This is a genomic window from Streptomyces sp. ICC1 (assembly GCF_003287935.1).
In the GTDB taxonomy this organism is placed as follows: Bacteria; Actinomycetota; Actinomycetes; order Streptomycetales; family Streptomycetaceae; genus Streptomyces; species Streptomyces tritrimontium.
Genome location: NZ_CP030287.1, coordinates 2,884,783 through 2,908,555, shown reverse-complemented (window position 1 = coordinate 2,908,555; position 23,773 = coordinate 2,884,783). Strand labels below are relative to the sequence as shown.

General features: G+C 71.6%; 24 protein-coding genes, 1 tRNA gene and 1 pseudogene. 13 read left to right on the top strand and 13 right to left on the bottom strand.

Annotation, left to right across the window (positions count from 1 at the left end; translation table 11 throughout):
- Positions 1-158 precede the first annotated feature (158 nt).
- Complete coding sequence (locus DRB96_RS13725) at positions 159-326, bottom strand: DUF3117 domain-containing protein (protein WP_003966491.1); 168 nt, start codon at positions 324-326, stop codon at positions 159-161.
- 331 nt (positions 327-657) lie between these two features.
- Between DRB96_RS13725 and DRB96_RS13720 the strand changes: the two genes are divergently transcribed.
- Positions 658-1,461 (top strand): enoyl-CoA hydratase-related protein, encoded by an 804-nt coding sequence (locus DRB96_RS13720; RefSeq protein ID WP_112448711.1) that lies wholly within the window; start codon positions 658-660, stop codon positions 1,459-1,461.
- A gap of 22 nt (positions 1,462-1,483) precedes the next feature.
- On the opposite strand, the gene DRB96_RS13715 is transcribed toward DRB96_RS13720, so the two are convergent.
- Positions 1,484-2,059, bottom strand: a complete 576-nt coding sequence (locus tag DRB96_RS13715) for a DNA-3-methyladenine glycosylase I (RefSeq protein WP_112448710.1) — start codon at positions 2,057-2,059, stop codon at positions 1,484-1,486.
- Positions 2,056-2,391, bottom strand: coding sequence for a DivIVA domain-containing protein (locus DRB96_RS13710; protein WP_112448709.1), 336 nt, complete (start codon positions 2,389-2,391; stop codon positions 2,056-2,058). Before DRB96_RS13710 ends, DRB96_RS13715 begins: the two co-directional genes overlap by 4 nt.
- A 76-nt stretch (positions 2,392-2,467) precedes the next feature.
- Between DRB96_RS13710 and folP the strand changes: the two genes are divergently transcribed.
- Entirely contained in the window at positions 2,468-3,328 is an 861-nt protein-coding gene (folP, locus tag DRB96_RS13705) for a dihydropteroate synthase (protein ID WP_112448708.1), read from the top strand.
- A gap of 13 nt (positions 3,329-3,341) precedes the next feature.
- On the opposite strand, the gene DRB96_RS13700 is transcribed toward folP, so the two are convergent.
- From DRB96_RS13700 to DRB96_RS13685, 4 genes are all read right to left on the bottom strand, one after another.
- Positions 3,342-4,100, bottom strand: coding sequence for a TIGR00730 family Rossman fold protein (locus DRB96_RS13700; protein ID WP_112448707.1), 759 nt, complete (start codon positions 4,098-4,100; stop codon positions 3,342-3,344).
- 64 nt (positions 4,101-4,164) lie between these two features.
- A complete protein-coding gene (gene dapE / locus DRB96_RS13695) occupies positions 4,165-5,244 on the bottom strand; it encodes a succinyl-diaminopimelate desuccinylase (protein ID WP_112448706.1) in 1,080 nt (359 codons plus the stop codon).
- 20 nt (positions 5,245-5,264) lie between these two features.
- The gene (locus DRB96_RS13690) at positions 5,265-6,935 is read right to left on the bottom strand and encodes a transposase (protein ID WP_112448705.1); all 1,671 of its coding nucleotides are present in this window, start codon (positions 6,933-6,935) and stop codon (positions 5,265-5,267) included.
- Positions 6,928-7,506 (bottom strand): IS607 family transposase, encoded by a 579-nt coding sequence (locus DRB96_RS13685; RefSeq protein ID WP_112448704.1) that lies wholly within the window; start codon positions 7,504-7,506, stop codon positions 6,928-6,930. Before DRB96_RS13685 ends, DRB96_RS13690 begins: the two co-directional genes overlap by 8 nt.
- A 147-nt stretch (positions 7,507-7,653) precedes the next feature.
- Here DRB96_RS13685 and DRB96_RS13680 point away from each other — a divergent pair, with 147 nt between their 5' ends.
- Together DRB96_RS13680 and DRB96_RS13675 are read left to right on the top strand one after the other, a co-directional pair.
- A complete protein-coding gene (locus tag DRB96_RS13680; protein WP_239517727.1) occupies positions 7,654-8,649 on the top strand; it encodes a hypothetical protein in 996 nt (331 codons plus the stop codon).
- Between the two features lie 308 nt (positions 8,650-8,957).
- Positions 8,958-9,101, top strand: a pseudogene (locus tag DRB96_RS13675) (ATP-binding protein); the annotation flags it as partial.
- Between the two features lie 241 nt (positions 9,102-9,342).
- Here the strand turns inward: DRB96_RS13675 and DRB96_RS13670 are convergent.
- Positions 9,343-10,242, bottom strand: a complete 900-nt coding sequence (locus DRB96_RS13670; RefSeq protein ID WP_112448703.1) for a transketolase C-terminal domain-containing protein — start codon at positions 10,240-10,242, stop codon at positions 9,343-9,345.
- Positions 10,243-10,267: 25 nt separating this feature from the next.
- The gene (locus tag DRB96_RS13665; protein ID WP_112448702.1) at positions 10,268-10,969 is read right to left on the bottom strand and encodes a transketolase; all 702 of its coding nucleotides are present in this window, start codon (positions 10,967-10,969) and stop codon (positions 10,268-10,270) included.
- A gap of 135 nt (positions 10,970-11,104) precedes the next feature.
- On the opposite strand from DRB96_RS13665, the gene DRB96_RS13660 reads away from it, so the two are divergent.
- The 3 genes from DRB96_RS13660 to DRB96_RS45910 all read left to right on the top strand — a co-directional run bounded on the left by DRB96_RS13660 (position 11,105) and on the right by DRB96_RS45910 (position 12,537).
- Positions 11,105-11,181, top strand: a tRNA-Pro gene (locus DRB96_RS13660).
- Positions 11,182-11,911: 730 nt separating this feature from the next.
- A complete protein-coding gene (locus tag DRB96_RS45915; protein ID WP_162688650.1) occupies positions 11,912-12,319 on the top strand; it encodes an aquaporin in 408 nt (135 codons plus the stop codon).
- Between the two features lie 14 nt (positions 12,320-12,333).
- Positions 12,334-12,537, top strand: coding sequence for an aquaporin (locus DRB96_RS45910; RefSeq protein WP_162688651.1), 204 nt, complete (start codon positions 12,334-12,336; stop codon positions 12,535-12,537).
- Between the two features lie 63 nt (positions 12,538-12,600).
- Here DRB96_RS45910 and DRB96_RS13645 read toward each other — a convergent pair whose 3' ends face one another.
- Together DRB96_RS13645 and DRB96_RS13640 are read right to left on the bottom strand one after the other, a co-directional pair.
- Entirely contained in the window at positions 12,601-13,611 is a 1,011-nt protein-coding gene (locus DRB96_RS13645; protein WP_112448699.1) for a clavaminate synthase family protein, read from the bottom strand.
- 41 nt (positions 13,612-13,652) lie between these two features.
- Entirely contained in the window at positions 13,653-14,693 is a 1,041-nt protein-coding gene (locus tag DRB96_RS13640; RefSeq protein WP_239516229.1) for a hypothetical protein, read from the bottom strand.
- A 289-nt stretch (positions 14,694-14,982) separates the two neighbouring features.
- On the opposite strand from DRB96_RS13640, the gene DRB96_RS13635 reads away from it, so the two are divergent.
- On the top strand, positions 14,983-15,849 hold the full coding sequence (locus DRB96_RS13635; RefSeq protein WP_112448697.1) for a PhzF family phenazine biosynthesis protein: 867 nt from the start codon (positions 14,983-14,985) through the stop codon (positions 15,847-15,849).
- 78 nt (positions 15,850-15,927) lie between these two features.
- On the opposite strand, the gene DRB96_RS13630 is transcribed toward DRB96_RS13635, so the two are convergent.
- On the bottom strand, positions 15,928-16,680 hold the full coding sequence (locus DRB96_RS13630) for a BTAD domain-containing putative transcriptional regulator (RefSeq protein WP_112448696.1): 753 nt from the start codon (positions 16,678-16,680) through the stop codon (positions 15,928-15,930).
- Positions 16,681-16,992: 312 nt separating this feature from the next.
- On the opposite strand from DRB96_RS13630, the gene DRB96_RS13625 reads away from it, so the two are divergent.
- From DRB96_RS13625 to DRB96_RS13605, 5 genes are all read left to right on the top strand, one after another.
- The gene (locus DRB96_RS13625; protein ID WP_112448695.1) at positions 16,993-17,259 is read left to right on the top strand and encodes a StsA-related sactipeptide RiPP; all 267 of its coding nucleotides are present in this window, start codon (positions 16,993-16,995) and stop codon (positions 17,257-17,259) included.
- Between the two features lie 71 nt (positions 17,260-17,330).
- On the top strand, positions 17,331-18,830 hold the full coding sequence (gene stsB, locus DRB96_RS13620) for a StsB family radical SAM/SPASM domain sactipeptide maturase (protein WP_112448694.1): 1,500 nt from the start codon (positions 17,331-17,333) through the stop codon (positions 18,828-18,830).
- Positions 18,811-19,119 (top strand): PqqD family protein, encoded by a 309-nt coding sequence (locus DRB96_RS13615; protein ID WP_112448693.1) that lies wholly within the window; start codon positions 18,811-18,813, stop codon positions 19,117-19,119. Before stsB ends, DRB96_RS13615 begins: the two co-directional genes overlap by 20 nt.
- Positions 19,116-20,543: an FAD-dependent monooxygenase gene (locus DRB96_RS13610; RefSeq protein ID WP_112448692.1), complete on the top strand. Its 1,428-nt coding sequence runs from the start codon at positions 19,116-19,118 to the stop codon at positions 20,541-20,543. Before DRB96_RS13615 ends, DRB96_RS13610 begins: the two co-directional genes overlap by 4 nt.
- Positions 20,533-22,407, top strand: coding sequence for a S9 family peptidase (locus tag DRB96_RS13605; RefSeq protein ID WP_112448691.1), 1,875 nt, complete (start codon positions 20,533-20,535; stop codon positions 22,405-22,407). Before DRB96_RS13610 ends, DRB96_RS13605 begins: the two co-directional genes overlap by 11 nt.
- Positions 22,408-22,435: 28 nt before the next feature.
- Here the strand turns inward: DRB96_RS13605 and DRB96_RS13600 are convergent, their stop codons facing one another.
- Entirely contained in the window at positions 22,436-23,725 is a 1,290-nt protein-coding gene (locus tag DRB96_RS13600) for a helix-turn-helix domain-containing protein (RefSeq protein ID WP_112448690.1), read from the bottom strand.
- Positions 23,726-23,773: the final 48 nt, after the last annotated feature.

Here is a 23,773-nt window from a genome sequence, read left to right as displayed (position 1 = left end):
TCGCTGACCTGCTCGAACCTGCTCGGACCCGCACCGCCCCGACCCGCGCCGACCCGCACCGACCCGCGGAGAACCGGGCGGGGAGACAACACTGCCCCGGGCGCGGTGTGCGACCGGGGCAGTGCAGAGATTTCAGTGCGTCAGTACCCTCGCGAGGGCTAGCCGACGACCTTCTTCAGGGCGTCACCCAGGGCGTCCGCCTCGTCCGGAGTCAGCTCGACGACGAGCCGACCGCCGCCCTCGAGCGGTACGCGCATGACGATGCCCCGCCCCTCCTTGGTGACCTCGAGCGGGCCGTCGCCCGTCCGCGGCTTCATGGCCGCCATGCTCGTTCCCCTTCCTGAAACCAGCTCATCGTCAGCCGACGGCCCCGTTCAGGCGCCTAGTACCCGGCATCGAACACATTGCTTCCAGGCCATTATCCCGCATGTCAGGACCCGATGACCAACATCGGCCGGGAACGCTTGTGCAACGCGCTTGACCAAAACCACTCATTTCGGGGAGCCGCCTGCGATACTTCGCCGCTGCGCCCCGCGCCTGCCGTCCGGTTTGTTTGACGCACATCACATGTGCGACCGAGGTCCGGTCCGCCATGCTGACCCTTGCACCGGCCGGTACCGGCCGGTAGCCAGCCCGCGACGAAGGGGGACCCCCGCCATGGCCGACAGCGTGCTCTACGAAGTGACCGACGGACTCGCGACCATCACGATCAACCGTCCCGACGCCATGAACGCCATGAACACCGAGACCAAGGTCGCCCTGCGCGACGCGGCCCTGGCGGCGGCCGCGGACCCGGCGGTACGGGCGGTCCTGCTCACCGCGGCCGGCAACCGGGCGTTCTGCGTCGGCCAGGACCTCAAGGAGCACGTCGGCTTCCTGGCGGCCGACCGCGAGAGCGGCTCCTCGCTCACCATGAGCACGGTCTCGGAGCACTACAACCCGATCGTCCGCGCGCTGACGCAGATGCCGAAGCCGGTGGTGGCGGGCGTGAACGGCGTCGCGGCGGGCGCGGGCTTCGGCTTCGCCCTGGCGGCGGACTTCCGGGTGGTCGCGGACACCGCGTCCTTCAACACCTCGTTCGCGGGTGTCGCCCTGACGGCGGACTCCGGCGTCTCGTGGACGCTGCCTCGGCTGATCGGGGGGTCGCGCGCGGCGGATCTGCTGCTCTTCCCCCGCTCGGTGAAGGCCCAGGAGGCCCTCGACCTCGGCATCGCGAACCGCGTCGTCCCCTCGGAGCAGCTCGCCGAGGAGGCGGCGTCGGTCGCCAGGCGCCTCGCGCAGGGCCCCACGGTCGCGTACGCGGCCCTGAAGGAGTCCCTGGCCTACGGGGCCTCGCACTCCCTCTCGGAGGCCCTGGACCACGAGGACGTGCTCCAGTCCCGCGCGGGCGCCTCCGAGGACCACGGGATCGCCGTCGCGGCCTTCCTGGCGAAGGAAGCCCCGCGCTACCTGGGGCGCTGACCCCGACCCCGGGACCCGCCCGTCAGGCCGGGTCGCGCGCCACGCAGCGGGCGAGGTGGTCGTTGACCAGTCCGCAGGCCTGCATCAGGGCGTAGGCCGTCGTCGGGCCGACGAAGCGGATGCCCGCCTTCTTCAGGGCCTTGGCCAGGGCCGTGGACTCCGGGGTCACCGCCGGGATCTCGGTGGTGCTCCTCGGGGCCCGGCCCGGTGCCGGGGCGTGGGACCAGACCAGGGCGTCCAGTTCGCCCGCCCGCCACCCGACCAGGGTCTTCGCGTTGGCCAGGGTCGCCTCGATCTTGGCCCGGTTGCGGATGATCCCCTCGTCGCCGAGGAGCCGTTCCACGTCCGGCGCCCCGAACTCCGCGACCGCGGCGATCTCGAAGCCCGCGAAGGCCGCCCGGAACCCCTCGCGCCGGCGCAGGATCGTCAGCCAGGAGAGCCCCGACTGGAACGCCTCCAGGCACAGCCGCTCGTACAGGGCGTCGTCCCCGTGGACCGGACGCCCCCACTCGCTGTCGTGGTAGGTGATGTAGTCCGCGGTGGACAGCCCCCAGGGGCACCGCAGCCCTCCGTCGGGCCCGGCGACGACCCCGCTCACTGATCGGCGGCCTTGGTCAGGCTCACCGGACCGGTCCCGGCCTCCACGGCGGCGCTGAGCTCGGCGATCCGCGCGTCGCGCTCCGCCAGCTCCGCCGCCAGCCGCTCCAGTACGTCGTCCACCTCGGCCATCCGGTAGCCGCGCGGCGCGACCGGCAGCCGCAGCTCGTCGATGTCGGCCCGTACGACGGGTCGGTTCTCCGGCAGGACGTCCGCCACCCGGTCCGGCTCGGCCTCCGGCAGCACGGCCTCGGATCCGCCGCCGATCACCGCCAGGGTGACCGCAGCGACGACCACGATCAGTGCGATGAGCAAGAACGCGAACACGATCAACTCCCCTGAGAGACTCCGGCCACCAGGTTAAGGTCACAGGCGAGGCGCAAGGGCCGCCGAAGGAGGAAAGAGCAGGATGCTGCGACTGGGCAGGCGCGAGTTCGACACCCACGAGCCAGTGATCATGGCCATCGTGAACCGGACCCCTGACTCCTTCTACGACCAGGGCGCGACCTTCCGTGACGAGCCGGCCCTGGACCGGGTCGAGCAGGCGGTCGCCGAGGGCGCGGCGATCATCGACATCGGCGGGGTCAAGGCCGGGCCCGGCGAGCACGTGGACGCGGCCGAGGAGGCCCGGCGCACGGTCGGGTTCGTCGCCGACGTGCGGCGTCGCCATCCGGACGTGGTGATCAGCGTCGACACCTGGCGGCACGAGGTCGGCGAGGCGGTCTGCGAGGCCGGGGCCGACCTGCTGAACGACGCGTGGGGCGGGGTCGACCCCAAGCTCGCGGAGGTCGCCGCGCGCTACGGCGCCGGCATCGTCTGCACCCACGCGGGCGGGGTCGAGCCGCGCACGCGGCCGCACCGGACCTCGTACGAGGACGTCATGGAGGACATCCTGCGCGTCACGGTCGGGCTCGCGGAGCGGGCGGCGGCCCTGGGCGTCCCCCGGGAGTCGATCATGATCGACCCGGGCCACGACTTCGGGAAGAACACCCGCCACTCCCTGGAGGCCACCCGCCGCCTCACGGAGATGACCGCGACGGGCTGGCCGGTGCTGGTCTCGCTGTCGAACAAGGACTTCGTCGGCGAGACCCTCGACAAGCCCGTCAAGGAGCGCCTGCTGGGCACCCTGGCCACCACGGCCGTCTCGGCCTGGCTCGGCGCCCAGGTCTACCGCGTCCACGAGGTCGCGGAAACGCGGCAGGTCCTGGACATGGTCCGCGCCATCCAGGGCCACCGGCCCCCGGCGGTCGCCCGCCGGGGACTGGCCTAGTCCGTACCTCGGGCTACTTGCCGACTTCCTTCGTCACCAGGGCGATGGCCTCGTCCACGTCGTCCGTGACGTGGAACAGGTAGAGGTCCTTCTCCGAGGCCTTGCCCTGCGCGATCACCGTGTTGCGCAGCCAGTCGATCAGGCCGCTCCAGTACTCCGTGCCGAACAGCACGATCGGGAAGCGGGTGATCTTCTGGGTCTGCACCAGGGTCAGGGCCTCGAACATCTCGTCCAGCGTGCCGAGGCCGCCCGGCAGCACCACGAAGCCCTGGCTGTACTTCACGAACATCGTCTTGCGGACGAAGAAGTAGCGGAAGTTCAGCCCGAGGTCGACGTGCTCGTTGAGTCCCTGCTCGAAGGGCAGCTCGATGCCGAGGCCGACCGAGAGGCCATTGGCCTCCCGCGCGCCCTTGTTGGCCGCCTCCATCGCGCCCGGGCCACCGCCCGTGATCACCGCGAAGCCGGCCTCCACGAGCGCGCCGCCGATCCGCACGCCCGCCTCGTACTCCGGCGACCCCGCCGGCGTCCGGGCCGAGCCGAACACGCTGATCGCCGGCGGCAGCTCCGCCAGCGTGCCGAAGCCCTCGATGAACTCCGACTGGATGCGCAGGACCCGCCACGGATCGGTGTGCACCCACTCGGAGGGCCCGGCCGAATCCAGCAGCCGCTGGTCCGTCGTACTGCCGGCCTGCACCTGGCCCCGCCTCCTCAGCACCGGCCCGAGCTGCTGCTCCTCGGGCCGACGACGAGCGGACCCTTCAGGGTTGCCCATGATGTGCTCCCTCCTGCTGATCGTTGGATCAGGTTAGGCGCACAAAGGTGACGAGAAGCGGAATTCAGGAGGTCAGCCAGGCGCGGAGTCGTTCCTCGCAGTGCAGGATCGCCTTCGTCTCCACCCGCTCGTCCACCTTGTGGGCCAGCAGCGCGTCGCCCGGGCCGTAGTTGACGGCCGGGACGCCCAGCGCGCTGAAGCGGGAGACGTCCGTCCAGCCGAACTTCGGCATGGCGCGCCCGCCGACGGCCTCCATGAAGGCCGCCGCGGCCGGGTGGCCGAGGCCGGGCAGGGCCCCGCCCGAGGAGTCGTCGATCACGAACTCGGCGATGTCGCAGTCGGCGAACACCTCCCGGACGTGGGCGACCGCCTCGGCCTCGCTGCGGTCCGGCGCGTAGCGGAAGTTGACCGTCACCGTGCACGCGTCGGGGATGACGTTGTTGGCGACGCCGCCCTCGATGCGGACCGCGTTGAGGCCCTCGTGGTACTCGAGGCCGTCGATCACGGGCCTGCGGGGCTCGTACGCCGCCAGCTTGGCCAGGATCGGGCCCGCCGAGTGGATGGCGTTGGAGCCCATCCAGCTGCGCGCGGAGTGGGCGCGCTCGCCGGCCGTGCGGAGCAGGACGCGCAGGGTGCCCTGGCAGCCGCCCTCGACCTCGGCGTTCGACGGCTCCAGCAGGACCGCGAAGTCGCCGGTCAGCCAGTCGGGGTGGGCTTCGGCGACCTTGCCGAGGCCGTTGAGGTCGGCGGCGACCTCTTCCTGGTCGTAGAAGACGAAGGTGAGGTCGCGGTTGGGCTCCGGCACGGTCGCGGCGATGCGCAGCTGTACGGCGACGCCCGACTTCATGTCGGTGGTGCCGCAGCCCCACAGGACGCCGTTCTCGTCGAGGCGGGAGGGCACGTTGTCGGCGATCGGCACGGTGTCGAGGTGCCCGGCCAGTACGACGCGTTCGGCGCGGCCGAGGCCGGTGCGCGCGACGACGTTGTTGCCGAAACGGTCCACGGTCAGGTGCGGGAGGCCGCGCAGCGCGTGTTCCACGAGGTCGGCGAGTACCTTCTCGTCGCCGCTCACGGAGGGGATGCCGACGAGCCGGGCGGTCAGCTCGGCGGCGTCCTGGGTGAGGTCCAGCTCGGATTCGGACATGGAACTGACCCTAACCGTTCCTATCCAGTGTGCAGGAGTGAGTCTTGGACCCACTGGTGCGTACTGGGCGCATCCCGAACGGTTTTGGATGCACTGGGTCCCCGCTTTCTCTTCCCGCTCGGCGTCGGCTCTCCGTAGAGCCGGTCCGTTGTGGGTGGGCGGATTCCGTCACGCCCCTGGGTGCCTGGTCCGGCCTGGACGGTCCGATGCCCCGCACGATCGCTCTGGTCGTGTGGGGGCGGTGCCGTCCCTCCCCAAGCTCTTCGAGCAGGGGATACCCCATGCCGGATCGGGTGTCCGAGGGCGCGTCGTCCGATCGCGATGCCGGCGGCATCGTGACGGGACATCTTTCGGCGTGGGGTGGCCAGTGGCTTCTGCCAATACTGACCTCCCCACTGGGAGGTGTAGGCGGGATCGGCTGCGACGATGGCGAGGCCGTGTTCGGTGGCCATCGAGACGAGGCGGGCTTTGAGCTTGCCGGTCGGAATGCCGGAGATCAGCTGCCGGAACCGTTTCCTGCGGCCGTGCTTCTCCCGGGTCTTCTCGGCGGTGAAGTCGAGGTCTTCGATCGCGATGGCCTTGACGCCGGTGCTCTTCGTCCAGTGCAGCAGCCGGGTGATGGCGTGCCGGATCTGAGCGTCGCGGTGGGCGGCCGATCCACTGAGGTCGTAGGGGAAGCGGTGTGGCTCGCCAATGGGGTTGCCGTGCGGGTCGAGCCGGTAGGCGGCGAAGTGGCCGGCGTTGGTATCCACACCGACCATGCCCTTCGCGCGGGCGGTGGCGAGCGGGACCGTCTGGACTACAGGGCGTTGCCAGGCTGCGGTCAGGTACCAGCGGCCGCGTGTGACGTCCAGGTGGATGCGGTAGGCCACGGCCCGATTCTCTTCCATCCGGTCCGCCCACTCCGCGCCCCGGTGCGCGAATGCGATCCGGCAGGTCAGGACGTACCGGCCGTGCTTGGCATCGGCCAGGTGTGCGAGTGGGGTCGGGAGCTTGATGCTGACTTCGCCGTCGGGGGTGACGCGGATCGTCTCGTTCCCGAACCGTTTCCCGGACTCACCGTCGGCGGCCAGGAACCAGCGTTCGGCTTCCCACCGGGCACGCCACTGCTCCTCCGTAAGCTGGGCTCTGTCCAGGTGGTGCCGGGTATTCGCCAGCCGCTTCCCGCCCCGGGCCACACGAACCCGACCCGCCCGCCAGTCGGCGACAACGGCCGCGTGCCGCTCTTCCAGCGTCACGAGACGCCGGGACTTGCGAAACCACTCGCTCCTGGAGCGGTAGCCACCCGCCGCCCGCTTACTCCCCTTCTCCCCGACCGGGAGGCCGAGACGGTGACGTAGTGCGTGGATGCCGGCGGCCAGAGTCTTGATGTGCGCGGCCTGGCAGCGGCGGGCGAGCGCCCACTGATCGTGACTGGCCTTGGTGATCGCCCCGGCGATCCTCGACGACGACTCCCTCGTCAGCCCCCGCTTACGAGTCGCCCACGTCTCAGTGGAGTGGTCGCGACCGTCCGCGCACCGCTGCTTGAGGTCACGGGAAGCCAGAGCACCCTGATGCGCGCCAACCAGCCGCAGAACCCTCTCATCCTCGACGCTCAAATTTTTCAGACGGTCGCGTATCGCCACACCGGACGGGCCGAGCGCCACAAACGAGGGAGCGATGGCGCGCAGCTTCCCTGCCGGATCAGCCATCGCCGGCCGCCGCCTGAAGCGCCCTTCGTGCCCGGTTCTTCGCGGAGCGCTGTCCGTACAAGCGGGCACAGAACGAGGTCAGTACCTCGATCATGTCGCGGACCAGGTCATCCTCAACCTCACCGTCATCCAGGACCACCAGGCGGCGGCCCGTCGCGGACAGGGCCGCTTCGACGAGTTCGACGTTCATGCGGCCAAGGCGGTCCTTGTGCTCCACCACCACGGTCGTGACATCGGGATCGGCCAACAGACGACGCACCTTGGTACGCAAACCGTCCATCCCGGATGCGACCTCGGATTCGATCCGCACCACCCGATGCCCGGCCTTCGCCGCCCACGCCGACAACCTGGCCGCCTGACGCTCCAGATCCAGCTTCTGATCGTGAGAGGAGACGCGGGCATACAGCCCGACGCCACCGACCTTTTCCGGCACGGCAAGGGCCTCAACGTTCACCAGAATCGTGCGCGGCCCGACCCGCTCAGCCGGAACCGGCAAATTGCCCTCACGGAACCAGCGATACGCAGTCTGCGGATGCACACCCTGCGCCTTCGCCCACCCCTTCAGGTTCATACACCCGACCGTAATCACACTCACCCAAATGCACTATCACTCACAAGAGTGACCTAAAGAATCAACAGCCCCAACCCCACGGGCTGCGGCGAAGCCCTGTCCGTCCGGCCGATGGACGCGCGGGGCGCCTCCAGTACGGTGGGCGGCGTGTCGCAGACCGATCAGCCCCGCCGTCGCCGCCGTCGCCGCCCGCTCCGCTGGGCTGCGGGTTTCCTCGTGCTGATGGCGGTCGCCGGCTACTTCGCCGTCCAGCGCGCGTCGAACGGCGGTGGCGGCGCGCCGTACTGCACGGCCTCGGTCAACGCCGCGGGCGGCGGCAAGGGCGGCAGCGGCCAGTACTACGAGATGAGCACGGAGCAGGCGGCCAACGCGGCGACGATAGCGGCCGTCGGGGTCTCCAAGGGGATGCCGGACCGGGCGGTGACGATCGCGCTGGCGACGGCGATGCAGGAGTCGATGCTGCGCAACCTCGACCACGGCGACCGGGACTCGCTCGGCCTGTTCCAGCAGCGGCCCTCCCAGGGCTGGGGCACGCCGGCGCAGATCATGGACCCCGTGTACTCGGCCGGGATCTTCTACGACCGGCTGGCCGAGGTGAAGGGGTACTCGCGGCTTCCGCTGACGGTGGCGGCGCAGAAGGTGCAGCTGAGCGCCTTCCCGCAGGCGTACGCGAAGCACGAGCCGGACGCGACCGTCCTGACGACGGCCTTCACCGGCTCCGGCCACCTGGTCTGCGCCGGGCCCGCGCCCGCCCGGGCCGGCGATCCCGCGAAGCTCAGGGCGGAGCTGTCCCGGCTGGTCGCCAAGAACGGGCCGCACACGGTGCCGGCGGAGCCGGCCGGAGCCGCGGGCGGCCCCGCGGCCTCCGCATCCTCCGGGGAGGCCGGGGAGACCGAGGTGTCCGTGGTCGCGAAGGGGGGCGGCGGCGAGGCGGCGGCGCGCTCCGGGCAGGTGCTCGCGCAGTGGGCGGTGGCCAACTCCCGCGAGCTGGGGATCACGCGGGTCTCGTACTCCTCGAGCACGTGGACCGCGGGCCCGGACGGCGGCCGGTGGAAGGGCAAGGGCGCTGCGGGAGCCAAGGACGGCGACGGGGACCCCCTCGACGCGGATCCGGGCCGGATACGGATCTTCGTGCGCGCCTGAGCCGCCCGCTCGGCCCCGGCCCGACCCCGGGCTTGACCCCCGGCCCGACCCCGGGCTTGACCCCTGGCCCGACCCCCGCCCGGCCACCCGCTCGGGCGTGCGAAGCATCCCCCGTGCGGGGGTGACCCGCATGCCGCGCCCGGGAGCCCGTGCGGGCACACAAGCGCAGGTCGGCGCGCATCCAATGCGGTTGTCACGGAAGCCGATTAAACGATCCGTTACTGATCCTTTACCCACCGGCTCCGCAACTCACCGCCCCCCACGAGCGGTTGTACCGGCGTACTCAGCCGCTACCGCTTAGGAGCAACATGTCCCTCCCCCTGACCCGCCGGATCGCCCGTACCGCGCTGCTCCTCGCAGCCGGGGCAGCTCCCGTGGTCGGTGCGGCCGGCGTGGCCAGCGCCGCGGGCCTGGAGTCCGTGCCGCAGCTGGGCGCGCTCACCGCACCGGACGCGCCGGCCGCCGCCGCGGGCGACACCGCCGCGACCGCCACGGAGACCGCGGGCACCGCCACCAAGGCTGTCCCTCATACACATCTCCTGTCCCTTATAAACATCTCCGACAGCCGGACCCGCAGCCAGGCGTAGTTGTCGTCGTGACCCGGACGTATGAAGAACTTCTCCGGCTCCGCCGCGATCAGCTCGGCCCGCTCCTCCACGGGGCACTTCACCCCGATCGAGGTGTCGTCCGGGGTCAGGCGCGGAGGAACCCGGCGATCCGTGCGCGCAGCGATGCCGGGTCCAGGCCGTGGGCGGCGGTGTGCTGCTCGATGGTGCCGTAGCGGCGCAGCTCGGCGCGGCCGACGCCGAGGCCGAGCACCCGGTGGGGGACCTCGCGGAGCGCTTCGCCGGCGGCCGCCGAGGAGGTCCCGGCGAGGTAGGGCTCGACCAGGACCACATCGGCCGTGGCGTGCCCGACGGCGGCGCGCAGGGCCTGGTCGTCCCAGGGCCGCACGGTCGGTGCGTACAGGACGGTCACGTCCGTGCCCTCCGTCGCGTCGAGGACGTTGTCGAGCAGCGGGCCGACGGCGACCACGACGCCCGCGCGTCCCTCCCGCACGGTCTCGAAGCCGAGCCCGGTGACGGGGCGGGCGTGCGCGTTCGACTGCGCGGAGAGCCGGACGTAGACCTTGTCGTCCCCGGCGGCGTAGGCGTGGCGCAGCAGCGCCTCGGCCTCGTCGGGGTGGCCCGGGACGTGGACGGTCCAGCCGTCCAGGGTGTCCAGCAGGGCCACGTCGCCCGGAGCCATGTGCGTGTAGCCGCCGGCCGGCCAGTCGTAGCTCGCGCTCGCGCTGACGAGGACCGCGCCCGTGCCCTGGTGCCCGAGGTCGAGCTTGATCTGCTCGAAGGGCCGCTCCACGAGGAAGCTGGCGAAGGTGTGCACGACGGGCCGCAGGCCCGTGAGCGCGAGCCCGCCGCCCACGCCGATGAGCAGCTGCTCGCGGATCCCGACGTTGACCACCCGGTCCGGGTGGCGGTCCTGGGCGGGTCGGAAGCCGTCCATGGTGATCTCGGCGAGGACGAGGGCCAGTCGGGGGTCCTCGTCGAGTGCGTGTGATGTGACCGAGATGAACCGGTCGCGCATGGTGTCCATGTCTCCCCCTGCTGGTGTGGGTTCTTCAGTGCTTCTTCTCGACCCGGGCGACGACGGCGTGCGGCCGGCCGGGGTGGGGTGCGGTGAAGGCGGCGTACAGGGCCGCGTGGTCCCGGCCGTCCACGGTGACCGCGGACCAGCCGGCGGCCTCGAAGCGGGAGGCGATGCCGCCCCGCCAGCCGTGGGTGGCGGAGTCGTTGTCGATCACGATCGTGTGCAGCCGGTCGAGCCCGGCGGAGCCGGCGTACGCGAGGGCCTCGTGATTGCTGCCCTCGTCGAGCTCGGCGTCGCCGATCAGCACCCACACCGCCGGCTCGGCCAGCCCCTGCGCCCGCAGCCCGAGCGCGCTGCCGACGCCGAGCGGCAGTCCGTGGCCCAGCGAGCCGCTGCCGATCTCCACGCCGGGGATCAGGGTGCGGTCCGGGTGGTGCCCGAGGGGGGAGTCGTACGCGCCGAACCCGCGCAGCCAGTCGACGGGGATGAACCCCTTGGCGGCGAGGACGGCGTAGTAGGCCATCGGCCCGTGCCCCTTGGACAGCAGGAACCGGTCCCGCCCGGGATCCTCGGCGCTGCCGGGCCCGACGCGCAGCACCCGGTCGTAGAGCACCCACAGCGCGTCGAGCGTGGAGGTGGCGGCGGGACCGTGCTTCTCGGCCCCGGTCATGAGCGCCATGAGCGGTCCGAGGTCTTCGTGGCGGAACCGGATGTCCGCGGCTGCCTGAGTCATGGATCGATCTTCCAACCCCAAGCGGACTTGAGATCAAGCGCCTGAGAGACGAAAAAGGTGCGCGCGAGCACCTCCCTAAGTGCGGTATTGTTCTCCTGCGCGTTCAACCCGGGAAAACCCCAGGTCAGCGGGCATCGGGACGTGGCGCAGCTTGGTAGCGCACTTGACTGGGGGTCAAGGGGTCGCAGGTTCAAATCCTGTCGTCCCGACCATGCTTTACGCAGGTCGGAGGCCGTTCTCTCACACATGAGAGGACGGCCTTTTCCATGCCCGGAATGTTGGTGGTCGCAGCGGACGGCTTCGTCCGCGGTCCGGATCCGTCACTCGGGCGACGGTGTTCGTCAGTGCCGCGGACCCGGACTACTCCTTCGGTCTGCAGGTGATCCGGGAGGCGTCCCCTGAGGTCAGGGTGGTGTGCACGGCCGCAACGCTGGAGAAGATCGAGGCGACTTGGGAGTCGAAGCTTCAGACGTGGGCTCATCTGGGGCCGGATCTGGCGTCCGAGGTGGTCATCCCGGAGCTGCTGGGTTCTGACCGCTTCGAGCTGGAGGGACACGTCTTCGAGGTCTGCGGCGGCCATTCCGACCTGGCCTGGCGCACCGAGTACGTGTGGCAGGCGGAGGATCGGGCGGTGCTGGGCGGGGCGGTGCTGTGGTCGGGGCTGCACGCGTGGACCGCCGACACGCCCACCACGGCCGTGCGGGCGGTGTGGGACCAGGTCCTGGACGAGGTCGAGGAACTCGATCCGCGCTTGGTGGTGGCTGGGCACGCTGCCGAGGGCGCTGCCACGGACGTCTCCGTGGTCTCCTCCGGCCGGCGCCGCCGACGCGGAGGCGTTGCAGGCCGCGATGCTGCGCCGCTATCCGGATCCGGGGCTCGGTGTCGCGCGGGAGCTGGGCAGCAAGGTCGCCACCGGCGAGATGGCCTGGGGCGAACGTGCCGATGGCCGCCGAGGAGCAGCAACCCGTCCTGGCGCCAGGTCCCGCGGGCGCGCCGTGGCGGTACGCGGCGATCGAGTTCGCGCTGACGGCGGTGTTGATGTTCGTCGTGGTGACGGTGGTGCGCTGGCTCCTTGACCCGGCCTCCCCGGCCCACATCGGCAGCCTGCATCTGGCGCTGGTCGTGATCGGGGCGCTGGTCGCGGTTGTCCTGCTCGGGCTGATTCTGAGCCCGCCGGACCGCAGATCCGGCGCTCACCTGAACCCGGCGGTCAGCCTTGCCCTGCGGTTGATGCGCGCCTTCCCCGGCCGCGCCGTCGCCCCGTACGCGGTGGCGCAACTGTGCGGCGCGCTGGCCGGCACGGCGTTGGCCCGCCTGGTGTGGGGCCGGGTACTGGACGCCGCCCCCTGAGCGGCGGACTCGCCTTGCCCGCCCCCGACCTCTCCGCCGTCGCGGTGTTCGCTCTGGAAGTCCACCCCGAATACGTGCGGCCGATGCCGTACGCGGTGGCTGCGGCGGTCGGCGTGATCATTGCGCTGCTGGGTCCGGTCAGTGGCGGGGCCGCGAACCCGGCCCGCCAGTTCGGGCCCGCCCTGGTCTCCGGGAACACCATTGCTTTGTGGGCGTAGACGTACTGCCTCAGCGGCAGGCCCGCACCCTGCTGACAGGGATCACTTTTCCTCGCAGGCCGGTCAGCGGGCGAGTACGTGGCCGTCGTGGGGGCGGTGGTCGCGGGAGCGGCGCAGGTCGGTGGTGACGTAGGTGCGTTGCAGCCAGCGGTCTGATCCGTCGTAGCGGGGGTGGAAGGCGGTGCGGCCGTGGACGGTGACGCGGTTGTCGATGATGACCAGGTCGCCCGGGTTCAGGCGCAGGGTGCGGGCGGTCGCTTCGCAGGCGCGGCCGAATTCGGTCAGCGCCGCGGCGGCCCGAGGGGTGAGCGGGGTGGTGACGAGTTGGGCCATCCGTATGTCGGGATCCTCGACCGCTCCCGACAGCACCGGTCGGGGCTCGACGTCGGGCGCACGCGCGCCGGCGTCGGGGCCGAAGGAAGGTGGTGGTGTGGTGATGAACTCCGGTGCGAAAAGGGCCTGGCGACCGGCTGGAGTGAGGAGCGGCAGCGCTTGGCGGATGCCGGCGACGCGCATGCCGGCGCGTCGGTCGTGGTCGGCGCGCAGGCACAGGAAGACCACGTAGTCGGGTGGGTGGGGGTGGAAGCCGTTCTCGGTGTGGAAGGACAGCGGCACCGATCCGGCGTTGCCGTGGAAGCTCTCCTGCCCGGGCACGGGCACGACGTCCTGTACGAGGGCGCCGGATTTCTCAGCCCGGTAGGCGAGAGGCTCGCCGAGCCCGCAGGCCACCATGGTGAGCACCGCGGCCGGGACGGTGGCCCGGCGCTGGACCGAGCCGGGTACGGACGGTGTCGCGGGCAGGGCCGCCTGATCGACGGGCAGGCCGCCGATCACCAAGGTGCCATGCGGGCCGGAGTGCCTTCGAAATCGGCGCACCCCACGGCGCAGCGGGTACGGAAGGTCCTCCCAGGCGTCCCTGGCCCGGGCCATCCACCCGGGGTCGTCGACCTGGTCGTGCTCGCCGGTGCACAGGGTGCGGGCCAGCCGCTCGCACGCGCCGGCATCGGCCGGGTCGAGCGCCCAGTCGGCGGCGACGGCAGAGCTTGGGGTGGTGCCGGGCGTCGTCTCGGGCATCAGGGTCTCCTGCCGGAGGTGTGGGCGGCGGACACGCGGACTCACGAGTGGCGCAGGCCGGCCACGGCGTCGGCGATGTAGTGGTCCCCGAACCGGATCAGGGAGGCGTACTGGGCCGCGCGGCGATGGCGCATGAGCCGTAGTTCGGCGACGGCGTTGTCGGGGCCTTCGGGCTTTTGAGCGATGGAACGACGCAGATGCACCATCGAGTACGCGAGGGTGACGTGCCGTTCACCGTCCACGATGTCGGCTTCCAGGAGCGCGCCCCGTGCCTCGGCCAGCTCCGGGGCGCGGGCCGCCAACTGTTCGTAGGAGTCGGGAACCGCGGACAGCAGGTCCTTCATCGCCGCCCGGAACAGCTTGTATCCGCGATGCTGGCGCCCGCTCAACGGGACGTCCACCGACGGGGGCGCCATGGTGTGGCGTATCGCCGCCATGTAGTAGTCGGCCGGGACCGTACTGGCGTGGGTCATGGCCGCCGGGAAGCCCCGCACGTACACCGTCGCATCTGCCAGCCGTGGCAGAGCGGCATCGCCGTCGCCGTGCCGTAGAAGGCGGGTCGCGTCGGCCACGGCGACCGCGGCGCAGATGTTGAACAGGACGTGGACCTGGTGCCCGATGAGCCACCGGGCACTCCACACGTTCTCCAACGCCCCCGCAGCAGGCTCGGGTACGGCCACCAGCGGTACGGAGTCAGGGCCGGCGTCCGGCGCTGCGCCGGTGAGGTCGAGCACCGCCTGCCGCATCCCGGCCGCCTCCAGGGCCAGGTCGGCGCCCGACAGCGGAGCCTCACACAGGTCTTCCAGACCGCGGTGGATGACCAGGGCACCGTGCAGGGCGGCCTGCTGGTCCGACAGCTCCCCCTCACGGACCCGGAAGAACGACTGACTGGTCGACTCCGCCGGCAGTCCCTCACCGGCCACGGCCGGGGCCAGCGCCGACAGCGCGGCCACCAACTCACCGGCAGCCGCCGCGGCCTGCCACAGGGCGAGGGTCCGCTCGACAGGTCTGGCATGGGTCGCCAACCCGGCCAGCACGCCCGCGGTCCGCTTCGCCGCGGCATCGACCCGTGGACCCAGCACCGGTACGGGCCGTCCGCCTTGAGGTTCACGGAAGACAGCGACAGCAGGATGATCGGCAATCGGCGATAAGCCCATGGTTGAAGTACTTCGCCAGGAACACTCCATCCGAAACCCTGATCCGCAAGGTGATTCCGGTGCGGCGGTGCGGCGGTGCGGCGGTGGGCGAAGTCGGACAGCGAGGTCGAGCCGCTCCCTGATCCGCTGGGCCGGCCCCCCGTCTGAGGCGACGCGGTCCGCCAGGAGTCCGAGTGCGCGGGCCGCACGTGAACTCCGCGGTAGCGTCGGACCCGTGCGCTATCACCACGTCGATGTCTTCACCGGGCGTCCCTACGGGGGCAACAGCCTCGCGGTCTTCCCCGACGCCGATGCGCTGAGCGGCTCGCAGATGCAGGCCATCACCCGGGAGCTGCGGCACTTCGAGTCCGTCTTCCTCATCCGGGACGGAGCAACGGAGCGCACCCGGCGGGCGCGCGTCTTCGACCTCGCCGAGGAGCTGGACTTCGCCGGCCACCCCCTCATCGGCGCCGCCGCCGTCCTGCACGCGCTGTACGGCACCGCGGACCGCGAGGCCTGGAGCCTGCGCCTGCCGGCCCGGACGGTGGAGGTCGCCACCGAACGCCTCGGACCGGGCCGGTACGCGAGCCTCCTCGACCAGGGCGCCGCCGTGTTCCTCGGCCGGCCCGACCCGCACGGCCTCGCCGCCCTGTTCGCCCTCGAACCGGCCGACTTGGACCCCGCCCTGCCCCCGGAGGTCGTCTCCACCGGCCTGCGCTACCTGGTGCTCCCCGTACGCGGTGACGCCCTGGCCCGGGCACGCGTCACCGCTCCGCTCGACGGGCCCCTGGCCCGCCTCGGGGCCCAGTTCGCCTACCTCCTCGACGCCGCCGCCCTGGAGGGGCGGCACTGGAACAACGACGGGATCCTCGAAGACACCGCCACCGGCAGCGGTGCGGGCTGCGCCGCCGCCTATCTGCGCCGCCACGGCCGCATCGGCGCCGGCGAGCGGACCCTCCTGCACCAGGGGCGCTTCACCGGCCGCCCCAGCGAGATGACCGTCAGCGCGGACGGCCACGGCCGGGACATCAGCTCGGTGCGCGTCGGCGGGGGCGTAGTCCTCGTCGCGGACGGGTGCCTCCACGAGCTTCCGCCGGTGTAGCCGGTGTAGCCGTGTAGGGGCGGGCGTTCGCCGGCCCCCGCCACTGACCGGTGAGGGGTGAGGGGTGCGTCAACCGCGTCAGTACTCCGCCGTCAGGGCGAGCTGTCTCTCGCGGTCCTGTCTCAGGAGTTGGGGGATCGCGCCGCTCGGCGCCACGCCCAGTTCCGAGAACAGCAGCTCGCGGTAACGGCGGTAGCGGCGGTGGGCGTCGGCCACCTCGCCGACGCACAGGCACGATTGGACGGCGATGCGCCGCGGGCCCTCCCGCAGGGGGTCGGCCTGGGTCGCGGCGTCGGCCAGTTCCAGCACCGCGGAGTGCTGCCTACGCTGGAGGAACTTCTCGGCGAGGTGCTCCAGCGTCTGGACGCGCTGCAGCTTCCACTTCTCCTGGAACGGCACGAGCCAGTCGTCGTCCCAGTCGGTCAGCAGCGGGTGGCGCAGCACGCTCCACGCGTGCGGCAGCCGGTCGCCGCTCACCTGGGCCCCGCCCGCCCCGGAGGCCGTCGAGATCAGCGCGGCCGCCGTCCGGTAGTCCACTTCGACGTGGTCGGCGAGGGTGATCGTGGTGTGCGAGGCGCGGAGCAGGCCCCCGGCCGTGGCCTGGTTCAGGCGCCACAGGGTCTGGCGCAACCGGGCTCCCGCCCGTGCGGGCGGTGCATCGGGCCACAGCCGCGCGGCGAGGTCGCCGCGCCGCACCGGGCGGTCGCTGAGCACGAGGGCCGCGACGAGCCGCTGCTGGATGTCGCTGAGATCGGCGATCCGCTGATCGGTGCGGCAGACGAAGCCTGGCAGCAGCGAGATGTGCACGATGCCTAAGCCGGTGGGATTCATCGCACCTCTCGGGTCGTCCGACGGGCCGCCGGCCGCCGGGTGGGCGTTCCATTGATCCCGATTTCCACGTTCGCTTCACATGAGCTTCACAACGGCTGTGGTAAGAGCGTGAGGCACGGCATGGAGATCGTCAACACCCCTGCGCGGAGCGTTGTCGACGCCCCGATCCGTTGCCGGAACAGGCGTCGCCCGCGACGCGTATGTCCCCGCCATCGCTCCAGCACAACCCACATTCGTGGGGTTGTTTCACCGGTCGGCCGCGAGCAGTCTCGGTTGCGTCCCCGATCGATCGCGACAGCGAAAGGTGGAAGCATGACCTTCAACGCCCTGGAGTCCCTCCGTGCCGCCGGCGTCCTCGGCGGCACGATGGCGCCCGCTCTCGAGGAGTTCTACGCCAGCCTGACCCCCGAGGAGACCAAGGTCCTCATCTCGACCAAGAACCGCCTTGCGGCGATCCTGCCCGACGTGGTGGCGCACTCCCAGGACTGGACCGCGCCCGAGGCCACGAAGGAAGGCTTCGACGCGGCCATGCTCTGTGCGTGCGGCCTCTGGTCGGGGTCCGGCCAGGCCGAGAACTGACAGTCCACAGGCGGGGTCCGGCGGCAACTCGCGTCGGACCGCGCCTGTGTCCAGCCCAGAGAGGAGGCGGGATGCGCGGGAAACTGGTCCGGAACCTGTCGTTGTTCGAGGTGCCGAAGGACCTGACCTACTTTGTGCACGACGAGGACCACCTCGTGGTCAACCCGGAGGTGGCCGCCCGGTGCGTCCTGACCGGAGCCGAGTTCCGGATCCTCCGGACCCTGGCCGCCGCCCAGGCCGGCGGGGAGCAGGCGGTACTCGAGCAGAGCGTCGAGACGGAACGCGTCCTCGCCAAGCTCATCTTGAACTGGATCGTGTACTTCAACGGCAACAGGCCCCAGGTCAAACTCGGTGAACCGCCCCTGGGCACCGCGTACTACGCCATCACGGACGGCTGCAACCTGCGCTGCCCCTACTGCTACGCGTCGTCCGAGAAGTGCCTGCCCGGCGAGCTCGACACCGCCGAGTCCTTGGACCTGGTCTCGCAGATCGCCGCCTTCGGCGCCAAGACCCTCATTTTCACCGGCGGCGAGCCGATGCTCCGCAAGGACCTGTTCCAGATCGTCGAGCACGCCAAGAACAGCGGCCTGAAGGTCAACATCATCACCAACGCGACGATGATCCGGACCGAGGCGACGGCGAAGCGGTTCGCCGAGCTGTTCGACGCCGTCACGGTGAGCCTCGACGGAGGCACGGCCGCCACGCACGACCGGACCCGCGGCAAGGGCGCGTTCGACAAGACCCACCGGGCGATCCGGCTGCTCAACGCCGAGGGCGTGGCGCCGGCCATCAACCACATCGTCACCTCGGACAACGTCGACGAGCTGGAAGACTTCGCGTCGTTCCTCGACGGGATCGAGATCCACAGCGTCCGCCTGATGAACCACAACGACCTGGGCCGGGGCGTCGGCGACGACTACGACTTCGGATGGCAGGACCACCTGAGGGTGCAGCAGCTCGTCTGGACCTCGCCCGTGGCCGGCAAGTTCAAGCCGGACGGGCCGAGGCCGGTGTCCCCGTGCTCGGTCAAGGGCAACTGCGGGATGGGCGGGAACGAGATCTACGTCAACTCCCTCGGCGACGTCTACCCGTGCAAGCTCGTCACGGGCAAGGGGGAGTTCGCCGGCAACATCAGGAAGCAGCCGCTGTCCGAGATCTTCGCCAGTCCGGTGCTGCGCTCGATGCGCACGAGCACCGTGTACGGCGGGGAGTTCCACTCCGACTGCGAGAAGTGCTACATCAAGGCGAACTGCGGCGGCGGCTGCCGGGCCGCGCACATGTCGGAGTCCGGGGACCTGCGGCGCAACAGCCGCCACCTGTGCCGGATCCTGCGGCACGGCGTCACCACGCAGCTGTGGACGGAAACCGGGGTGACCCGCGCGGAACTCGCCCTGAAGGACCTCGAGATGACGGTTCCCCGCCTGGTCGCCACCGGTGAGGTCCACGAGGTCCACGAGCAGTGGAAGACCTACGTCCGCCCGCCCGCGCCCGTACCCGCGATCAAGGTCGGCGAACTGATTCCCATCATGCCGGTGAACAGGAGGCTGGGCGATGTCCCTGCACATCAGTGACGCGGTGATCTGGCAGGAGACCCCGGACGGGATCTCGCTCTACCACAGCGAGTCGGGCGACTTCCGCACCCTGAACTCGACCGCCGCCCAGATCTGGGCGCTCGTGGAGAGCGACGGCGACCGGGAGACGGTCATCAGGAACCTGTCGCTCCTGTTCGCGGGCCACAACGCCGTGATGACGGCCCGCATCCGCGCGGAAGTGGACGCGTTCATCAGCTCCATGGTCGAAGCCGATCTGCTCCAGGAGACGGACGCCGAGACGCGGAGCGAGCCGGCCGCGCGGTCATGACGAAGGCCGTCGTCCTCGGCGGCGGCTTCGCCGGCGTCCTGGTGGCCAAGGTGCTCTCCCGGCACGTCGACGAGGTCACCGTGGTCGAGGGCGGCCGGTACCCGGTGGGCCCGGCGCCCCGGCCGGGGCTGCCCCAGGCGTTCCACAGCCACGTGCTCGTGACCGCCGGGGCCGAAGCCCTGGAAACGCTGCTCCCGGGCACGCTGGACGTACTGCTCGCCCGGGGAGCGCACCGGCGGGGCCTCCCGGACGGCGCGCTGATCCTGAGCGCGGAGGGCTGGTTCAGCCGCCACGAGACCGGCGCCTTCATGGTCTCGTGCAGCCGCTGGCTCATGGACCACGTCATCCGGGAACGGGCCCTGGCGGACGGCACGGTGTCGGTGCGGGAGGGCACCCGGGTGCTGGGACTCGCCGCGGACGCGTCACGGGTGACCGGGGTCGTGGTCGCGGGCGAGGACGGCTCCGCGCGGACCGTGCGCGCCGACATCGTGGTGGACGCGACGGGCCGGCGGTCCAGGGCCGGACGCTGGCTGGCGGCGATCGGCCTGCCCGACGTCGAGGAAGAGGTCGTCGACCCGGGCCTCGCGTACTCCACCCGGATCTACCGGGCGCCGGCCGGCCTCGCCGCCGACATCCCGGCGATCATGGTGCACCCGGGCCCGGAGAACGGCCGGCCGGGGTACGGTGCGACGCTGTTCCCCATCGAGGACGGCCGGTGGATCTTCACCCTGACCGGCACGCGCGCCGCCACGCCACCGACCGACGAGCGGGGATTCACGGACTGCGCCCGTACGCTGCGTTCGCCGATCGCGGCGGAGCTGCTGGCCGCGGCCGAACCCCTGGGCACCGTACGGCCGTTCCGCGCCACCGCGAACCGCAGGAGGTACTTCGAACGGCTGCCGGTGCCCGAGGGCTTCCTGGTCGTCGGGGACGCGCTGACCGCGGTGAACCCCGTCTACTCACACGGGATGTCGGTCGCCCTGCTCGGCGCCGTGCGACTGGACCGGGAGCTGGAGCGGCGCGGCGCCGCGCCCTCGGTCCTCCCCGGGGTCCAGGCCGCCGTGGCCGAAGTGGCCGCCACTTCCTGGCGGATGGCGACGGAACAGGACCGGGCGCGGGCCGCCGCGAACGGGTCCGGGAACGGGTCCGGGAACGGATCGGCGGCCGTGTCCGACGCCGGACGGCGGATGCGGGCCAGGGTGTCCAAGGCCGTGCTCACCAGCCCGGCGCTGATGACACAGCTGTTCCGCTCCCAGACGCTGGTCTCCTCACCGGCCGCCGCCCGGGGGCCGGGGCCGTCCGCCGGCTCGCACCCGCCGCTCGACACCGACGAGGCGGTCGCACAGTTCCCCGTGCTCCGCGAGTGGTGGGTCTCGGAGCGCCGAAATCAGCCACCCACCCGGGAAGAGAACCGTGACGACTGAAGCCGTACCGCTGATCCCGCACTCCGTCCTGTTCGGCAACCCGTCGTACCTCGTGCCCGAGGTCTCCCCGGACGGGACCCGGCTGCTCTTCCTGGCGCCGGACGACGGGGTGCTGAACGTCTGGGTGGCGCCGGTGGACCGGCCGGACGAGGCGAAGGCCGTCACGCACGACCGGGGCCGCGGCATCCGGACGTACGGCCTGTGCCACGACGACCGCACCCTGTTCTACCTGCGCGACGAGAACGGCGACGAGAGCTGGCGGGTGCACCTCGTCGACCTGGTCTCCGGCGAGGAGCGCTGCGCCACACCCTTCGACGGTGTCCAGGCGCGGGTGCTCGCGCACAACCGGTGGCACCCGAACACCGTGCTGATCGGGCTGAACAAGGACCGGCCGGGACTGCACGACGTCTACAGCCTGGACCTGCTGACGGACCGGCTCACGAAGATCGCGGAGAACCCCGGATACCTGAGCTGGATCATCGACACCGACCTGCGGATCCGCGGCGGCACCGCGATGAAGCCCGACGGCGGCCTGTCCGTCTTCCTCGACCCGCCGGACGGGGAGGACGGGGAGGACGGACGCGGCGGCCCGGGCACCGCGCCGCCGTGGCTCGACGTGCCCTACGAGGATGCCTTGGGGACGCGGGTCATCGGCTTCGCGCGCGACGGCGCCACCTGCCACCTCCTGTCCTCCATCGGGGCCAACGCCGGCCGCCTGTTCGAGGTGGAGGTCGCGACCGGGCGGCGGACCCTGCTCGCGCAGGACCCGGTGTACGACGTCAAGCAGGTCGAGACGGACCCGGTCACCCGCCGGCCGCAAGCGGTGCTCTTCGCCAAGGACCGCGACGAATGGGTCTTCCTCGACGAGGAGTTCGGCAAGGACATCGGGCGGATCCGCGGCGAGCTCGCGCTCCGGGACGTCGACGGCGAGGTCTACATCGACCGCACCGACCGCTCCGGACGGCTGTGGACGGTCTCGGTGGTGACCGGGGCCGGCCCGGTCCTCTACTACGTGTACGACCGGGCGGACGGCGGGCTCCGGTACCTCTTCAGCCACCAGGAGGAGCTCGAACGGTACCGGCTGGCCAGGATGGAGCCCTTCGAGTTCACCGCGCGCGACGGGGTCACGGTGCACGGGTACGTGACCTGGCCGCCCGGCGCCGAACGCGGCGGCCTGCCCGCGGTGGTGAACGTGCACGGAGGTCCGTGGGCCCGCCACACCTTCGCCTTCGACGAGGAGGCGCAGCTGCTGGCCAACCGCGGCTACGCGTGCGTCCAGGTCAACTTCCGGGGCTCCACGGGCTACGGCAAGCACTTCCGCAACCTGGGAGCCAAGCAGTGGGGTGCCGCGATGCAGACCGATCTGCTCGACGCGCTCGCCTACTTCGTCGCCGACGGCAGAATCGACGCCTCACGGGTGGCGATCATGGGCTGCTCGTACGGGGGGTACGCCGCGCTGGTCGGCGCGGCGTTCACGCCCGAGGTGTTCACCTGCGCGATAGACCTCTGCGGTCCGTCGAACCTGCTGACGATGCTGGCGGCCGGAGCGCCCTACCGGACCCCGCTGCGGTCCTTCATGTCCGCCCAGGTCGGGGATCCGGAAACCGACCGGGACATGCTGTGGGAGCGGTCGCCGCTCTCGCGGGTCGACGACATCCGCATCCCGATCCTGGTGGTCCAGGGCGCGAACGACGTCCGCGTGCCCCGGGCCGAGGCCGAGCAGATCGTCGCGGCGCTGGCGGCCAAGGGGCTCGCGCACGAGTACCTGCTGTTCCCCGACGAGGGCCACGGGCTGGCCAGACCCGCCAACCGGCAGGCCTACTACGCCGCCGTCGAGCGGTTCCTGGCCGCGCACATGGGGTGACCGGACGCGACGCGCGGCGCCCCGCCCGTCACCGCCGGGTCAGTGCCGCCCGCAGCAGGTTCGGCAGGTGCAGGCGCGTCTGGGCCTCGTCGTGCGAGGCCCGGACGAGGCCGCGGCCCAGCAGCGTGCTCAGGTCGTCCACCACCTGGTTCAGCGGCCGGTCCAGGGCTTCGGCGGCCTCGGAGACCGTCAGCGCCCGGTCGAAGCGCACCAGGTCCTGAAGGATCGCGCGGGGAGCGGCGTCCAGGTCCTCGAAGCCGGAGCGGATCAGACCGCCGAGCGTCTCCGGAACGTCCCCGGGCCGCGTCGGCGCCGGCAGATCGAGGAGGTTCGGCGCGGGCGCGTCCGCGAGCTGCCTCAAGCTCAGCACGCCGAACCTCGCCGCCGCCGCCTCCAGTGCCACGGGCAGGCCGTCCAGCCTGCGGCACAGCAGCGCCACCGCCCCGGCGTCGTCCCGGCAGAGCGCGAACCCCGGCCGGACCTCGGAGAGCCTGTCCACGAGCAGCCGTACCGACGGCACGCAGATGAGGTCGTCCAGCGACCTCGTCGTGTCCCGGTCCGGCCCCGGCGTGGCCAGCGGCGGGATCACGGTCCCCTGCACCCCCGCCACGCACCACGGCGCGCGTGACGCGCTGACCACCCGGATCCCCGGACAGTACGCCAGCAGTTCCTCCACGCCGACGGGTCTGCGCGCGTCGGCGACCCCGTCGAGCACGAGCAGCACCTCCTGCCGGCCGATGAGCCGGCAGACCGCGGACACGTCCTCCGCACCCGATTCGACGAGCAGGCGCAGCGGCTTCAGCAAGGAGCCGAACGAGGTGCCGTGACCGTCGAGGGCCGAGGTGCCCGCCCCGATCCACAGCACCGGCCACCCGCGGCGCGAACTCAGCCGGGCCGCCACCTCCGCGAGCACCCGCGACTTGCCCACCCCCGGAAGCCCGGAGATCGAGATCATGCGGCGGTCATCCGATTCCAGGGCGCCCACCATCGCCCGCACCTCGACGTCGCGGCCGAGGAGGGCGTTGACGGACCGGGGCACGGCGAGGCACGGATCGGCTCCGGTCGGACCCTGCCGCCCGCTGCCCAGACCCGCGTTGACGAAGAGCTCCCGCACCGGTCCCTCGAGCCGCAGGGCGTCCGCGAGCAGGCGGACGGTCTGCATCCGCGCGTTCACCCGCCCCGACTCCAGGGCCCGTATCGTGCGCGGGCTGATCGTCGAGAGGTCGGCGAGCGTGCGCTGGGTCAGCCCGGCCTGCACGCGCTTGAAGCGGAGCAGCTCGGGGAACGACGACACCTCGGCCTCGGCAGTGTGGACCATGGGCAGGAGAGTAGGCGGGGCCCGTTCCGCAGGCGTCTCCGGACCGTC